This is a genomic window from Adhaeribacter radiodurans, from assembly GCF_014075995.1.
Taxonomy (GTDB): domain Bacteria; phylum Bacteroidota; class Bacteroidia; order Cytophagales; family Hymenobacteraceae; genus Adhaeribacter; species Adhaeribacter radiodurans.
In genome coordinates, this window is the sequence record NZ_CP055153.1 from 5,399,848 (window position 1) to 5,414,348 (window position 14,501).

At 37.4% G+C, this 14,501-nt stretch carries 11 protein-coding genes and 1 tRNA gene; 5 read left to right on the forward strand and 7 right to left on the reverse strand.

Going from position 1 to position 14,501, the window contains the following annotated elements; translation table 11 throughout:
- Nucleotides 1–159: 159 nt before the first annotated feature.
- Nucleotides 160–243, reverse strand: a tRNA-Leu gene (locus tag HUW48_RS21585).
- A gap of 273 nt (nucleotides 244–516) precedes the next feature.
- Here HUW48_RS21585 and thpR point away from each other — a divergent pair.
- Nucleotides 517–1,077: an RNA 2',3'-cyclic phosphodiesterase gene (thpR, locus tag HUW48_RS21590; protein ID WP_182412900.1), complete on the forward strand. Its 561-nt coding sequence runs from the start codon at nucleotides 517–519 to the stop codon at nucleotides 1,075–1,077.
- A gap of 48 nt (nucleotides 1,078–1,125) precedes the next feature.
- The gene (locus tag HUW48_RS21595; RefSeq protein WP_182412901.1) at nucleotides 1,126–1,620 is read left to right on the forward strand and encodes a CinA family protein; all 495 of its coding nucleotides are present in this window, start codon (nucleotides 1,126–1,128) and stop codon (nucleotides 1,618–1,620) included.
- A gap of 81 nt (nucleotides 1,621–1,701) precedes the next feature.
- On the opposite strand, the gene HUW48_RS21600 is transcribed toward HUW48_RS21595, so the two are convergent.
- On the reverse strand, nucleotides 1,702–2,589 hold the full coding sequence (locus HUW48_RS21600) for a cytochrome c4 (protein WP_182412902.1): 888 nt from the start codon (nucleotides 2,587–2,589) through the stop codon (nucleotides 1,702–1,704).
- Nucleotides 2,590–2,715: 126 nt separating this feature from the next.
- Between HUW48_RS21600 and HUW48_RS21605 the strand changes: the two genes are divergently transcribed.
- On the forward strand, nucleotides 2,716–3,375 hold the full coding sequence (locus tag HUW48_RS21605; RefSeq protein WP_182412903.1) for a class I SAM-dependent methyltransferase: 660 nt from the start codon (nucleotides 2,716–2,718) through the stop codon (nucleotides 3,373–3,375).
- A gap of 50 nt (nucleotides 3,376–3,425) precedes the next feature.
- Here the strand turns inward: HUW48_RS21605 and HUW48_RS21610 are convergent, their stop codons facing one another.
- Genes HUW48_RS21610 through HUW48_RS21625 form a run of 4 tightly spaced genes read right to left on the reverse strand, consistent with a single transcriptional unit; the run spans nucleotide 3,426 to nucleotide 9,578 of the window.
- Complete coding sequence (locus tag HUW48_RS21610; protein WP_182412904.1) at nucleotides 3,426–4,751, reverse strand: TolC family protein; 1,326 nt, start codon at nucleotides 4,749–4,751, stop codon at nucleotides 3,426–3,428.
- Nucleotides 4,748–5,968, reverse strand: coding sequence for an HlyD family secretion protein (locus HUW48_RS21615; RefSeq protein WP_182412905.1), 1,221 nt, complete (start codon nucleotides 5,966–5,968; stop codon nucleotides 4,748–4,750). The genes HUW48_RS21610 and HUW48_RS21615 overlap by 4 nt, the downstream gene beginning before the upstream one ends.
- Entirely contained in the window at nucleotides 5,931–8,354 is a 2,424-nt protein-coding gene (locus HUW48_RS21620) for an ABC transporter transmembrane domain-containing protein (RefSeq protein ID WP_182412906.1), read from the reverse strand. Before HUW48_RS21620 ends, HUW48_RS21615 begins: the two co-directional genes overlap by 38 nt.
- 9 nt (nucleotides 8,355–8,363) lie before the next feature.
- Complete coding sequence (locus HUW48_RS21625) at nucleotides 8,364–9,578, reverse strand: serine/threonine-protein kinase (protein WP_182412907.1); 1,215 nt, start codon at nucleotides 9,576–9,578, stop codon at nucleotides 8,364–8,366.
- A gap of 1,743 nt (nucleotides 9,579–11,321) precedes the next feature.
- On the opposite strand from HUW48_RS21625, the gene sucD reads away from it, so the two are divergent.
- Together sucD and HUW48_RS21635 are read left to right on the forward strand one after the other, a co-directional pair.
- Nucleotides 11,322–12,212: a succinate--CoA ligase subunit alpha gene (sucD, locus tag HUW48_RS21630; protein ID WP_182412908.1), complete on the forward strand. Its 891-nt coding sequence runs from the start codon at nucleotides 11,322–11,324 to the stop codon at nucleotides 12,210–12,212.
- Nucleotides 12,213–12,419: 207 nt separating this feature from the next.
- The gene (locus HUW48_RS21635; protein WP_182412909.1) at nucleotides 12,420–12,896 is read left to right on the forward strand and encodes a Dps family protein; all 477 of its coding nucleotides are present in this window, start codon (nucleotides 12,420–12,422) and stop codon (nucleotides 12,894–12,896) included.
- An 82-nt stretch (nucleotides 12,897–12,978) separates the two neighbouring features.
- On the opposite strand, the gene HUW48_RS21640 is transcribed toward HUW48_RS21635, so the two are convergent.
- Entirely contained in the window at nucleotides 12,979–14,493 is a 1,515-nt protein-coding gene (locus HUW48_RS21640) for a T9SS type A sorting domain-containing protein (protein ID WP_182412910.1), read from the reverse strand.
- Nucleotides 14,494–14,501 lie beyond the last annotated feature (8 nt).

The window sequence follows — 14,501 nt, forward strand, 5'->3', positions numbered from 1 at the left end:
CAAGTAATTTTAAACAATAGCCGCATCAATTATATTACATAAATTTTGTCCGGTTACTTAACAGCGATCTTGATTCTCAGATTTCTTGAAATAAGATAATTTTAACAGACAAACCTAGATAAACAAAAAAGCCGGCTAAAAAGCCGGCTTTTGCCTTAGTGCGCACGGGGAGACTCGAACTCCCACGGGACAACTCCCACAGGCTTCTGAGACCTGCACGTCTACCAGTTCCGCCACGTGCGCTCATTTTTCGAAGGGCAAATGTAAAATAAATATTCTATTTTCGGATGAAAGCTGCTTATTATTTTTCCGAATTTACTTTTATAGCAACTTACTTTATTTTTAATTGTGCCTCTACTACTAATTTTTCCTCAGTTCCACTACAAGTAAATAGCCAGTAACTGCTACCTTAACCCAACGCTGCTTACTTATTACTCCCATTTAATTAAAAATTAATAGAAACTATAACTCTTTATTTGTGAGTGAGTATTTTGTATTGGTAAGTATTTCCATTTTATGACTGAAACCCGACGATTATTTATTGCGGTTCCCGTGCCTGATAACCTGCAAGATTTTTTTAATCAACAACAATCCGCGTTCGAGCATGAAGCCGTTCGGTTTGTTCCGGCAGCCAATTTGCACCTTACCGTTTACTTTTTAGGAGAAGTACCAACCAGCCACCTGGAAAATATAATGACGGCCTTGCAACAAGTTGCTAGCCATACAACTCCCTTTCACTTAGAATTAGAACGCCTAGAACCGGGACCTAAACCAAAATCGCCGCGGCTTATTTGGGCCCGGTTTGCTACCCATCCGACCTTTACTCAATTATGTACTGCCTTTACTACTCAATTAGGCATTTCTTCTTCTAACCAAGCCAACTATATTCCTCACATTACTTTGGCCCGCTTCCGGAAGGGAACCAAACCACCTCTATTATCTTCGGTAACAGTACCTCCACAACAAATTACTTTACCGGTCTCTTCGGTGGCCTTGTGGGAATCTAAATTAGCAAGTCCCCATCCCATTTATCAGAGTTTGATACTTTACCCATTAACTGGCCCGGAAGGAGCATAAACCTAGGAGAGTAAAAAACAGTATAGGTAGCTACAAACTAAATTACCCATGAACGCAACTGACTTAACCCGCATTGTTACCAAACTACGAGACAAAAAGTTGACGCTTGCTTTTGCCGAAAGCGTAACGGGCGGTCTCTTAATTTCGGAATTTGTAAAAGCAAAAGGAGCAAGCGATGTGCTACTGGGCAGTATTGTAACGTATGCAGAAGAAGTAAAACAAAAAGTTTTAGGCGTAAAAAAGCAGACCTTAAAACTCTACACTGCTGAATCGCAACAGGTAACCAACGAGATGGTGTTAGGTTTGTTTAAACTGCTGAAAGCCGAAATGTGCGTAGCCGTTACGGGTTTAAGCGGGCAAGGAGCTTCTGAAACGAGCGAAAAGCCCATTGGCACCGTATTTTTTTCGATTTATTGCAAAAACAAGGTAGAGGAGTTTCGCCAGGAATTCTCGAAAGAAGATGGCGATATCCGGAAGCAAGCCGCAGATTTTATCTTCCAGAAAATTGAAACTACCGTCGACCGTCATTTTGAAAGAGAGTAGTTTTTAGTAAATCATCCTAAAGTAAATTAACAGGAATAAGAAGGTAAACTTATTTTAGGTGGATTCAAGTTTGCGTTTAACTTAACCTTCTTCCGGCAGATTTTTCAGGAACAGGTAAACCGATTTAATTTCGTTATCTGTAAATTCCTTGGTCATGGTCCAGGGCATGTTTTTTGGGTTCATTTTCTTACCTTCGGGGGTTACGCCGGTACGTAAAGTATGAATAAATTGGTCTTCCGTCCATTTACCAATATTACCGGTTTTAGTAATATTTGGCACAGGCGGAGACCCTGGCACTAATGCTTCTCCACCTTTATAATTCGTCCGGTGACAGCCTACGCAACCAGCTGCTACATACTGACCATAATTAGCCGATATTTCAGACTTTATTGTTGCCAGGCTTTGTTTGCTATGATCAACTCGCTCAGCAGGCAGCAACGGAAACTTGTCTAAAAAAGTTAACACCCGCAGCAATGGTTTTATTTCGTTTTCAGGAAGTTCCCGGTCCACGGGCCGTAAACTTTTAAGGTATGACATTAAGGCTCCCATATCTTCTACGGACAATGCATTATATTCATCCGATGGCATTAGAATAACAGATTTACCATCTTTACGAACGCCGTGCTTCAAGGCCCGGGTTAAATCGGCTTTGGTATACTCGCGCATAATACCACCTCGCCCTTGCGTTAGATTTGCACCCACTAACCTACCTAATTGCGGATCATCTATAAATACTTTACCACCTAAATCCTCTCCATGACATTCCCGGCAACCTTTAATTTGTACTAAATGTTCTCCCTGGGCTAGCGCCTCCGCACTTTGCGTTACCGCAATTTTCTGCACATTTACCGTATACGTTTTATTAATGCGGCTTTCCGTTTTAAAATACACAACAACGTACGCTGCTATTAATAGTAGCACGAAACACCCTAAAACAATACCAGTCCATTTAAGTACTTTTCTTACCATAAGATTATTTTGTTATTTTGTTGTAATATAATTACCCATAAAGCAAATATCTAAAATAAACTATCATTTACAAGTATTTCATTTAAATAATTTTACGTTTTTGAAACAAACTTTTTAATTACACGTATGCGCGCTTCTTTCGACCGGGTGAGCTGGTTTTACGATCCTTTAGCCAAGCTTATTTTTGGCGGGGCTATCCAAAAGTCGCAGGTTGTTCTTTTACCTTTTATTCCGGCTCAGACATCGGTTTTAATTTTAGGTGGGGGCACGGGTTGGTTGCTTCGCGACTTAGCCAGGCTGCAATTGCCCTTGAAAATAACGTACTTAGAAATATCTCCCCGCATGTTAACAAAAGCTAAAAAAACCTTAGCTGGGATTTCAAATCATTTTTTGCAAGTAGATTTCCGGCAGGGCAATGAGGCAAGTTTAGCAAAGAGCGAAATGTTTGATGTTATTTTTACGCCCTTTGTTTTAGACTTATATCCTGAGCACTTAGCTGCTGCCATGGTAGAGCATTTACAACAACATTTAAAATTAAACGGAAAATGGCTGGTAGCCGATTTTTACTTAAATTTTAACCAAGCACACTGGCAGAAATGGTGGCAGCAAAGTTTATTAAAGGCGATGTACGCCTTTTTTAGTAAGTTATGCCAATTAGAAACAAGTACTTTGCCCAACTTTGATCAGCTGTTTCAAAATACACCTCTTACTTTAGTTAAAACCGAGTACTTTTTTCAAGGGTTTATCCGGTCGCAGGTGTATCACCATATTCTTAAACCACTTTAGCTTACTAATTGAAAAGTTATTTTTATTTAATTGTAACGAGTTGTTAATTTTTAATTGGCTTTTAACAAAAGCAAAAGCTGATAGCGGAAAAATAATTGAAGTTTAGATTGCAAGTAATTGGCGGCCGAAGCATTTAAAATATCGCGAGCGGTTAATAGCTCTACAGAACTGATTTGCCCTAATTTATATTTTTCGGCGTATAGATTATAAGATAAGCTGTTTTGTTGCCAGGCGGCCAAAGTAGCTTTGTACTTTTGCTTAGCCGAATTAAATTCATTAATAAACTGCAGGGTATTATTAATTACGGCATTCTCTGCTTCCTTGGTTGCTAATTGAGCATTCGAAACATTAATCTTTTCTTTTTTTACACTGTTAATAAACTCCTTTTTGGAAAATATAGGGATATCCAGGCTAATACCAATGTTTTGGCCCAAGTTATCATTTAGCTGCTGATTTATAGGTATTTTGGCTCCATCGGTTACTTTTTCGTTACTATTATAGTTTGATACCAGATTTCCTCCGGCGGAGAGCGAAGGCAGCAAACTACTTTTTGCAACTTTAACTCCTAACCGGGCTACCTGCTCGTTCATTTGAGCCTGTTTAATAGCTGGATGCGTTTGTATAACTGATTCTACAAATTCGTTGGCTACAATAGAAGTGTTGTAAATATCAGCTAGTAGAGAAGTATCAATAGCAGCAATGGTAAAATAATCTTTATAAGAGATATTTAGAAATTGTTTTAACTCCTGTAAAGCCAACAATGAATCGTTTAATACGGTAATTAAATCAGCCTTTTCGCTATTTAGGCGGGCATTAAAAGTATAGTGCTCGTATTTAGTAAGCCGGCCGGTTTTTATTTTTTCTTGTATTATAGCCAGCGTTTTAGTAGTAGTTAAAATATTGTTGCGGGCAATGGTTGCTTGTTCTTTATCCAGTAGCAAACGAGCATAACTCAGCGTAATATTAGATAATACTTCCAGCTCTGTTCTTTTTTTAGCGTAGCCGGCCGATTTAAGGTTAAACGCACTTTGCTTAATAGTATTTAATTTTTTCAATCCTGAAAACAATTCCAGATTTAAGTCTAACCCGGTGGAGCCGCCACTAAATCGCTCGAAAACAAAATCATTGGTAACCGGGTCAATATTTTTACCAAAAGAAAAATAATGATTTACCGAATAGGCCAGCGAAGGCAATAAACTGTATTGAGCCGTTTTTCGGTCCAGCGCATTTGAGTTAATATCGTTTTGAGCTTGTTTAACGGCAATATTATTTTCTAAAGCAATTTGATAACAATCATCTAAAGTGAATTGCTTTTGGCCACAGCAAGGCCAGGTAACCAGCAGCATGATCGGCAGAAAAACGAACCAGCATTTCATACCTTGTCGAACCGTTTAAAAATCTTTTTAATAAAGAATTTATAGAGAGGCAGCCGCTGTACTACAATTTCGCCGTGAATGGTATAACCAGATTTTAACTTGTACCGGTCATTTTGCAGGAGTTGCACCAACGCATAAAACTTTTCACTTTCTTTTCTTTCGGCCAGGTACAGTACTTTGCCCCGAATCATGCCATACTCTAACCGTTGGTAAGCATCCAGTTTCAAACGGGCTTCCTGCCCGGCTTTTACGTAGGGCATATCTTTTTCCGGCACAATAACTTTTGCGTAATACGACCGGGAATCGGGAGCAACGCTAACCAGCAAATCACCCCGGGAAATTAAATTACTAGTTAATTTGGTACTAAATAAAAAATTAACAATGCCGGAATTTGCCGCAATTACGTATTGCTTTTGCAGCTCCTTATCTACTTTCCGCAAAGTTTCCCTGGTCTGTAAGAGCTGGCCTTCCAGGTCGTTTTTGGTTTGCAGCAGTTCCTGGGTATTTTCGTCGAGTTGCAGTTTACTGAGCAATAAATTATTTTGCTCATTCGTAAAATTGTTATAACTCAGGTTTCTTTCGGCGAGTAATTTATTTTGCTCGTTTTTAAGGCTGGTTAAATTTTCTTTTAGAGATAGGTAAGCATCTTTCGTAGAGTTGTACTCATATTTACTGAGCATATCTTTTTTAAACAAGGCCGCATCGCCCAGGTATTTTTCTTGCGCTGAAGCCAGCCGTTCTTTCTGTAAAGCAAATTGCTCTTTTAAAGTTTTTAAATCCGTAATCAACCGATTATTGTCTAACTCATATTTTCGGGCATTAATAGTACTGGTTTGTTCTACGGCCGCCTTCTTTTTTTGCACCGCGTCTAAGAGTACCGAAACAGATTGAATTTTCTTCTGGAGATATTCTATTTCGGTGCTGGTTTTAGCTTGCTGTTCCCCAAAGTCCAAATTATTCATTACCAACAGCGTGTCGCCCGCTTTTACCGGTTGCCCTTCTTTCACGTAAATTTTTACAATCTGGGCCTCAAAAGGAGCTTTATAATCCGACTGCGGATTAGTAGCTACTATTTCCCCTTCTCTAATGGCTACCGAATCGTTTATCTGCAGGGCAAAGACCAAGATGATAAGCGTAGCCGCAATCCCCATCAGCAACCGGAAAAACCAAATGGTAAAATTATACTCCTTGATATTGTAGTTGCTCAATGCTTCCATTTTGCATGATTATAGTATTTGAAAATCGTAAACGGTAAAGCGGCTCGTGCGACACAATGATGAAAGAACGATTCGTCTGGTTATTAATGTAGTTTTCAATTTTCTCCTTCGATTCTACATCAATACCCGACAAGGTTTCATCTAAAATAATCAGCTCCGCTTCGGACAGAAAAGCCCGCATCATGAGTATTTTTTTTCGCTGACCCGTGGATAAATTGCTGCCTTGTTCGTTTATTACAAAATCAAGACCTTCGGCTTTTTCGGTAATAAACTCGTACAAGCCAATTTCTTTGGCTAAGGCTAAAACCCGGGCAGTATTAACCGAATAAGAAAAAGCCATATTAAAGCCCAGAGTGTCGTTAAACACAATATCCTCGTTGCTGACCAGCAATATCTTTTTGCGTAAAGAACTTGGGTTATAGAAAGAGAATTTTTCGTTGTTTATCAGTATTTCTCCTTGGTCGGGCGTATATAACAGCGAAAGTAACTTGCAAAAAGTACTCTTACCTGCCCCGTTGCTTCCTTCCAGCTTAATGATTTCGCCTTTGTTAATAACAATATTTAGATTGGAAAAAACCGGGCGTTGTGGGATATAATGAAAACCTACATTACGGAAAGTAACTGTTTGAATTTCAACTCCTCTTATTTTACTATGAAAAGTTGCCGCTGTAGTTTGCGCCTCCTTACTGCCAAAATCAAAATAACGGGAAAGAATAATTTGGTTTTCCTGAATATCCAAGTTTTGATCCAAAAGGCTACTAACCGAAGAAAACACTTGAGAGGAGAAAGCGATGAAGGTAATTACCTGTCCCATGGAAATGTTCCGGGTGGTAATGGCATTTTGAGACAGAAACACCAGAATAAGAATACTGGCGATAATCATTATAAAATTAATAACCCCCGAATTAATTAAACTCACGTATTTCACCCGGCGCTGAATGCCCAGAATATTTTTAATGCGCGGCCCTAATCGTTGCATAAATAAACCTTCCAACCGAAACGATTTAATTACCTGTAAGCCATCGATATTTTCGAAGAGAGAAGAAAACAAATTTGATTTTTCGAGGAACCTTCGGTTTTCGTTTTCGCGGATATAGGGCGTAATCAGGAAAAACCAAACTATAAAAATAACTAAGATGCCAACAACGATAAACGTAATTTTAAAATCGAGAATAAATAAAACCACCAATGAGTATACTGTTACAATAGAATCGATGAGGATACCGGTAAAAAACCGCATAAAAAAAGTTTTAAGCTTCAGGCTATCCTGTATCCGTTCGGTTAAATCGCCGCGGCTAAAAGTATGAATGTAGCGGATAGAGTACGTGTTGAGCTTTTCAATAAAAGAAGTCAGAAAAAAGTTATCCAGAATATTGGCCAGGTGAATGGAAATAAAACTTTTATATAGCGACAGGATAAGATTGAAAACCTTAAAAAGACCTAATCCTAAAGCAAATAACACCAGCAAACTCAAATTATAATCGGGCAAAACGTAATCAATCAGAATCTGGCTACTAAAGATGGTAAGCTGCCCCAGCAAGGCGGCAAAAACCGCAGTTGCAATGTAAATACCCCAAAGCTTATGGTAAGGCTTCAATTCTTTGAAAAGTCGGCGGTACGGATTGATTGGTTTTTCCGAGACAATAGCGCTGGTACTGGGTAACTGAACTTCTGCTGTTTTTTTTACCGTTAGAACCACGGGAGCTGTAATGCGCAAAACAGCTTCTCTTAGTTTTAAAGTCCTAAATTGTTTTGGCAGAACACTTAACTCCTGATTAAAGAGCAGATCTACTAAAAAGTTTTTTTCGGCGGTACTATCAGCAAAACCAAAATTTTCTTTTAAATAAGAAAAATAAGTAAGTTTATTAATTACATCCCCTTCATTTTGATCTTCTACTTTTTCCGGATTAAGTTGGTAAGCAATAAGTTCTTCCCGGATAATTTGTTGTAAAACTTTACTGTTACTTACATAATCGTAATTAGCCGTGGCGGTATAAGCGTTATTCATTAACTCCGATAGGGTCCAGAGATAAGACTGACCGATGCCTGGATCCAGAATTTGTAATTTATTTTTACGGAAACCTTTAATCACCACATAATGCAGCCCTTGGGTATTTTTAACCGGCAAAATGCAGGGAACTAAAGCCTTTAATTTATCGCTGTTAAACTTTAAACTATTTAAATCCAGCAAATTAAAGTCAGCCTGAAAATGTTGTTTGTCAAAAAAATCTTTGATATCGTGCAGGCTAGAGCCGTTTTCGGTAACGTATATGTTTTCTTCTAAATAATTTCGGTTAATATGAATGTTGTGCAGGTTATAGATAATTTTGACTGCACTAATACCACAATCGTTATGCTTTAGTTGTTGTTCAATATCGCTATGCATAAGAAAGAATTAAAAGATTAATGCTTCATTTTCCAAGGCTACTTTTTTAAATTCTTTTAACAGGGAAGTAGCAGTTGCGTACCGCCTTGAAGGCTTCTTTTGCAAGCAATTTTCTATAATTTGAATTATCTGTTCGGATACCCGAAAATTAAAGATGGAAAGAGTAGGATACATGACCTCCTTTCTTTTGATATTCTCCGAAAATTCTTCCCATATAAAGCCGATAAATGGTTCTTTCTGGTAAAAAATGAAATATAATATTAGACCAATTTGGTATACATCAGAATAGTAATCAGGCTCTTTAGAAAATTTATGCAAGCTGGTAGTATTGATTCGTTCGGGAGGCATATAATAAAGTACCCCTCCAAATTTTAGTACTTCATCCGCCTCAATTGTTACCTCAAATGAAAATCCCAAATCAATAATCTTAATGCTTTTATCATCGTTTACCATTATGTTAGAGGGGTGAATATCGCCATGAATCAAATGGCTTTCATGTAGCATAGAAAATGCTTGCAAGATGTTATGAATAATAGTAAGACAATCGTGCAGAGTTAAAGTATCAACCTGCTTCAAAAAACGAGATAATGGTTTACCTTTAATATATTCCAATAAAATATACGCGTTCTGATCACTATCTTTTCGAAAAGTATAGGCTTGGCAGATAGAAGGTATATGTTTAATTTTTTGGAGCATTTGATATTCATGTTCCAGGTCCAGAAGTTCTTCTTTATATTTAGTTTTATCAGATATTTTTTTCTGGTTTAATAATTTTACAACATATTTGGTGGCAGTAACTTTATTTTGGACCAGGTATATATCTACATAATCCTTGTTAGAAATAATTTCCAGAACTAGTAAATTATCAAAGCAATCTCCTTCTTTATAAAGCGGTTGTTTTTCTTTTTTTGGTTCAACCCAATTCTCCGGAACCACAATTTTCCTTCGGCACAAAAACTTAAAAAAGGACGCACATTTTTGTTCTATTTTCTTTTCTTCGGTTTGTACATCCAAAGCTACTTCTTGTAAGACTTCGGCTTGTGTTTTAGGATTAGAAAATTTGTCTATAAAATATTTAACAGTTTCATTAATTAAAAACTCCTTCCCTTTGTTTTGATCCAACAAAATATAATGTCCATGCAGATTCTCTGACAGAGGATTTATCTCAGGAAAATCAGAAGGATTGAGGATACTTATATTGTGGGATATCCGGTACTTCACCATTCTCGATTATTTTAAAAGGAATAAGGAGTGATGGAAATTACCCCACTCCTTATAGTTTAGCAGAATTTACTTAAGCATACTTTATAGTCAGCCTTGCTGATTAGTACTTGCACTTCTTATTTTTTCTTCTTTTTTTGCCATGGTGGCTATGACTTCTACTCTTGCTCTTGCTACAGCTTCTGCTATGGCTTTTGCTATAACTGCAGCTAGGTGGAGTGTAGCAACCATATGTACCACCAACAATCTCATTTAGAGATTCGCCTTTTAGGTCAGTTAAGATTTTTTCTAAAGTGATCATGACTTAAAAAATTAAAAAATGAATAAATAGGCTACTCTGTTGCTAGGGTTTTCGCCTTCTCCCTATCAGTCCGCGGTACTGAATATCTTAAAAACCAATGAATGGTTTATTGATTTAGTATAATTTAGGCATAGCTTTCCTATTGGCTATGCTACATAGCATAATACAATTATATAATCCGTTATTTAGAAGTTCTTATTTAGAATATTATAATTATAAAATTTAAATAAAATATATAATATTTCTATTTTCATTTACCTTACAGGCACTAGCTTTCCTGTTACTATTTATAGCAGCATAGCAAAAAACATAATTAATTTAATATATATTATGACTTAACAAACAAGAACTTACTAACTAATCATGGTAATCTCAAGCTCTTATTTTTTAAGAACGCACTTAAAATATTAGTAAATTATAAAGTTTAAAATGACTGTATTTTCAGGTTTTATGAACCTGAAGCTAGATCATATTAAATCTAATATCCGTAAAAAGATTAAGTTTGCCAGCAGAATTAAAAAGGCAAAGAAGTTGCGCTAATAAGTACGGGAATAGAAAATTAGCTTCCTAGCTAAAGAAAATCTATAGCAAGCTATCCTCTGTTGTATATTACACCTTTAAGAGAAAGGGCGTTAAGCAATAAAACAATAAGTACAGGTTGAGTTATTGGAGTTATGTAAGTATTAAAAGACCTACATTTAAATTTTACATTAATCAAGTTACCCTCATTTAATTTAATAACTAAAATTAAATTAACACATCACATCTACACTTGTAAAATCTCTTATTGCCTGTTGCTCAATAAGCGTTGGAATTAGCTGATTGGATTATAAAACTAAAAATTTGTTTTTTACCTATTTGATAGTGACTAAAGTAACTTCTTTTTAAATAAGATACAAATGTTTTTACAAATTTCTTAACATTTTTTTAACATTTAATTCTTACATGATTTAAATGTTTATTGGCTATAAAATACTATTCAATAAGGATTAACTCCGCCTAAAATAAGATTATTATTTTTAATCAAATAAAATTAACAATTGCACCAATGTTTAATAAAAAACACTGTCTTTAAATACCAAAACTGTTAGGAAAGTTTAAAAGTAAGTTATTCGAAAAAGCTAAGAGAAAAATTTATAAAAGATAAATCTGAGTTAAAACTTTACTCAAAGAAGAAGAACAGATTATAGAAACCGGAATACCGCCAATCATCTATTTTCTGTTAATAGAAAAAGTTTTTTAATACCGGCATTTGCTAAAAGAAACAACTTCCTTGGGAATAATTCTGTATCATAATCTATTATTCTTCTTTTATGGCTAATTTTTAACTTAAACCGGTGGGCAATTTTATCCGGTAAATACTTGATTCTGTTTGGAGCGGATTTAAAAAAAACTATTTTTGCATCACCTATTACATACGTACCCACATTTTTAACCTGACTGACATGAGTGTTTTAGTAAATAAAGATTCAAGAGTGATTGTACAGGGCTTTACCGGCTCCGAAGGTTCGTTTCATGCCCAACAAATGATTGAATATGGCACGAACGTAGTAGGCGGAGTTACTCCGGGTAAAGGGGGCAGCACCCACCTGGATCGGCCTGTATTTAATACGGTAGCCGAAGCCGTGCGCGAAACCAGCGCTAATGTTACTATTATTTTTGTACCGCCCGCTTTTGCTGCCGATGCTATTATGGAAGCGGCCGATGCGGGAATTAACGTAATTGTAACCATTACCGAAGGTATTCCTACGAAAGACATGATCTACGTGAAAGAATATGTGAAGGATAAACCGCTTACTTTAATTGGCCCGAATTGCCCTGGCGTTATTACCCCAGGCGAAGCTAAAGTAGGTATTATGCCGGGTTTTGTGTTTGAGCCGGGCCGCATTGGTATTGTATCTAAATCCGGAACCTTAACGTACGAGGCGGCCGACCAAATTGTAAAAGCTGGTTTAGGCATTTCTACAGCTATTGGCATTGGTGGTGACCCAATTATTGGTACGCCTACCAAAAACGCGGTAGAATTATTAATGAATGACCCAGACACCGACGCTATTGTAATGATTGGCGAAATTGGTGGTAATTACGAAGCAATGGCCTCGCAATACATTAAAGAAACGGGTAACAAAAAACCGGTAGTTGGTTTTATTGCCGGCCAAACCGCACCTAAAGGTCGCCGGATGGGCCACGCTGGGGCTATTATTGGCGGCGCCGACGATACCGCTGAAGCCAAGATGCGGATTATGCAGGAGTGCGGTATTTACGTAGTAAAATCACCGGCTGATATTGGCGAAACCATGGCCAAAGTACTAAAAGGTGAAAGTATTGAAGCGTAAGTGTAGCTGCTAGTACCTAGATGCTAAACACAAGACTTACTTTATAAATTTAAAAAGAGATGTCCTAAAAGGCATCTCTTTTTTTTTGCTCTTGCTAAAAGTAATTCGTCCAGAAAGTTTTCTTAAACTTTATAGGGTATTTGCAAGTTTAAAAAGTACATAAAACAGCAAATGAAGAAATCTTATAAGAAGTAATTCTATAAAACTATGCAAGACTTAACTATAACCGGACTCGAAAAAAAAAGTAATCAGGAATTAGCCACTAAGCTAAACGAACTCCTGGCGAACTACCACATTTACTACCAGAACGTGCGCGGGTTTCACTGGAACATCAAAGGCAGCAACTTTTTTCAGTTGCACGCTAAGTTCGAAGAACTGTATACCAATGCTTTAACCCGCATCGATGAAATTGCCGAACGAATTTTAACATTGGGTTATACGCCGTTACACAGTTTTTCGGATTTTATTAAAAATGCCCAGATTAAAGAAACCCATAACCTTACCTCTGATCGCGATACTGTAGGCACTACCATCGAAAACATCACCTACATCATTCAGTTGGAGCGGGACATTTTGAAATTGGCCGATGAAAGCAATGATGAAGGTACCGAAGGCCTGATTAGCACTGACCTGAACGAAAACGAAAAAACCTTCTGGATGCTGAATGCTTTCCTGAATGGGTAAAACAATTTTGATAAATAAACCAAACAAAAAAGCTGGAAAAATCTTCCAGCTTTTTTGTTTGGTTTTTAGAGTTGTTTACACATTATTGTATCACCACTTTTCGGCTGTAAAAATGGCCAGCGCCCGCAACAGTTAATAGATACACGCCTGACGGCAAATATCGGTTCTGGTTTATTAAGAAAGTATGATAGGTAAGCTCAGTTTTTACTTTTTTGTTGTAGTAACGCTGCCCTACCATGTCAGTTAATAATAAAGTGTATTCTTTATCATCGTCGCCGCCAATAAATATATTTATTGTTCCTTCTGTTGGGTTAGGGAAAACACGCACGGCAAAAACTGAATTTTCAATTAAATTAATCGCCACTACTTCTGAGTAATAAGTCTTTTTGTTTAAGTCTGTTTGCTTTAAACGGTAGTACGATACACCACTGTACGGTTGAGCATCCTGCGCATTATAAGTTATTATTTGTTTACTAGTACCTGCCGCTTTAACCGTAGCAACGGTTTGGTAGTTTTTTAAATCGCGGGTTTTCTCTACGGTAAAAAAGTCGGTATTAGTTTCCGAAACCGTTTTCCAGTGCAAATTTACCTGCGCATTGTTTAGAGTAGCGGTAAAAGTTAACAGTTGTATAGGCAAAGGTGAATTATTACCCGATAAAGTCCAGGGCGAAAAAGCCGTTACATCCGGTACGGTTGCTGAAGTAGCTGTATTACTTTGGCCAGGTAAAGGAAACTCCCAGATAGCTTGGGCTGCGTTCCAGCGCTGGGCCTGCAACATAGTTATTTCTCCTACCTCTTCCGGACTGGCGGTAAACGTAAGAGTTGCGGTGCCGCTGGGTCCATCTTTATCAATCTGCCAAAAACGGTCTACGGTGTTGGCACTGTTATCTTTGCCATCCCAGCCGTTTACATTGGTTACCAGGTCGGGTGTGGTAGGATAAGGTTGATTGTTGTTGCCGGTTGCATAGGTGGCAACGGCTACATTACCTATATTTCCGGAAGTTAGGTTAAGAACAAAGGGTATGTAACTGCCCGAGGCGGTACCAAATGGAAAAATGTGCGTTCCAGTACTATTGCCTATGTTCCAGTTTACCCGCCCGGAATTATTAGTTTGCTCGCTTACAATATAACCATTGGTGCGGGTAATAGCAGCGGGAGCATTACTCGTTACAGATAAAGTCTGGGCATTTAAATACAAAGGACCGGTACTTAAAGTAAGAACTTCGGTAATTACATTTTGCTGTAAAGTAAGCCCCGTTGCATTATTTACCGTAAACCTCTCAAATTTAGTAGGGGATGGCCCCATTACTGCCTGACCAGTAATACCGGTAAATACTATTTCTCCTACTCCGTTGGGATTAATAAATAAATTGTTCCCGGCATTATTGATTAAATTACCCTGCAGGCGGATAGTGCCATTATTATCAAAAGTGCCGTCAGTAGTGGCAGTAGTGTTATTAGTTAAGTGGCTATTATTACCCGAAATAGTAAAAAAAGACCCGGTTCCCACTACTATTTTTCCGCCATTATTTACGACTCCCTGGGCTTGCAGTAAGAATGGTAACATTAAAAATAAAAGGGATAGTATATTTTTCATAAGATCTT

What these genes read in the sequence shown, in the direction of transcription:
- thpR (WP_182412900.1), top strand. Translation starts at nt 517, where the DNA reads ATGACTGAAACCCGACGATTATTTATTGCGGTTCCCGTGCCTGATAAC.
- HUW48_RS21620 (WP_182412906.1), bottom strand. Translation starts at nt 8,354, where the DNA reads ATGCATAGCGATATTGAACAACAACTAAAGCATAACGATTGTGGTATT.
- HUW48_RS21635 (WP_182412909.1), top strand. Translation starts at nt 12,420, where the DNA reads ATGCAAGACTTAACTATAACCGGACTCGAAAAAAAAAGTAATCAGGAA.
- HUW48_RS21600 (WP_182412902.1), bottom strand. Translation starts at nt 2,589, where the DNA reads ATGGTAAGAAAAGTACTTAAATGGACTGGTATTGTTTTAGGGTGTTTC.
- HUW48_RS21615 (WP_182412905.1), bottom strand. Translation starts at nt 5,968, where the DNA reads ATGGAAGCATTGAGCAACTACAATATCAAGGAGTATAATTTTACCATT.
- HUW48_RS21605 (WP_182412903.1), top strand. Translation starts at nt 2,716, where the DNA reads ATGCGCGCTTCTTTCGACCGGGTGAGCTGGTTTTACGATCCTTTAGCC.
- HUW48_RS21595 (WP_182412901.1), top strand. Translation starts at nt 1,126, where the DNA reads ATGAACGCAACTGACTTAACCCGCATTGTTACCAAACTACGAGACAAA.
- sucD (WP_182412908.1), top strand. Translation starts at nt 11,322, where the DNA reads ATGAGTGTTTTAGTAAATAAAGATTCAAGAGTGATTGTACAGGGCTTT.
- HUW48_RS21610 (WP_182412904.1), bottom strand. Translation starts at nt 4,751, where the DNA reads ATGAAATGCTGGTTCGTTTTTCTGCCGATCATGCTGCTGGTTACCTGG.
- HUW48_RS21640 (WP_182412910.1), bottom strand. Translation starts at nt 14,493, where the DNA reads ATGAAAAATATACTATCCCTTTTATTTTTAATGTTACCATTCTTACTG.
- HUW48_RS21625 (WP_182412907.1), bottom strand. Translation starts at nt 9,578, where the DNA reads ATGGTGAAGTACCGGATATCCCACAATATAAGTATCCTCAATCCTTCT.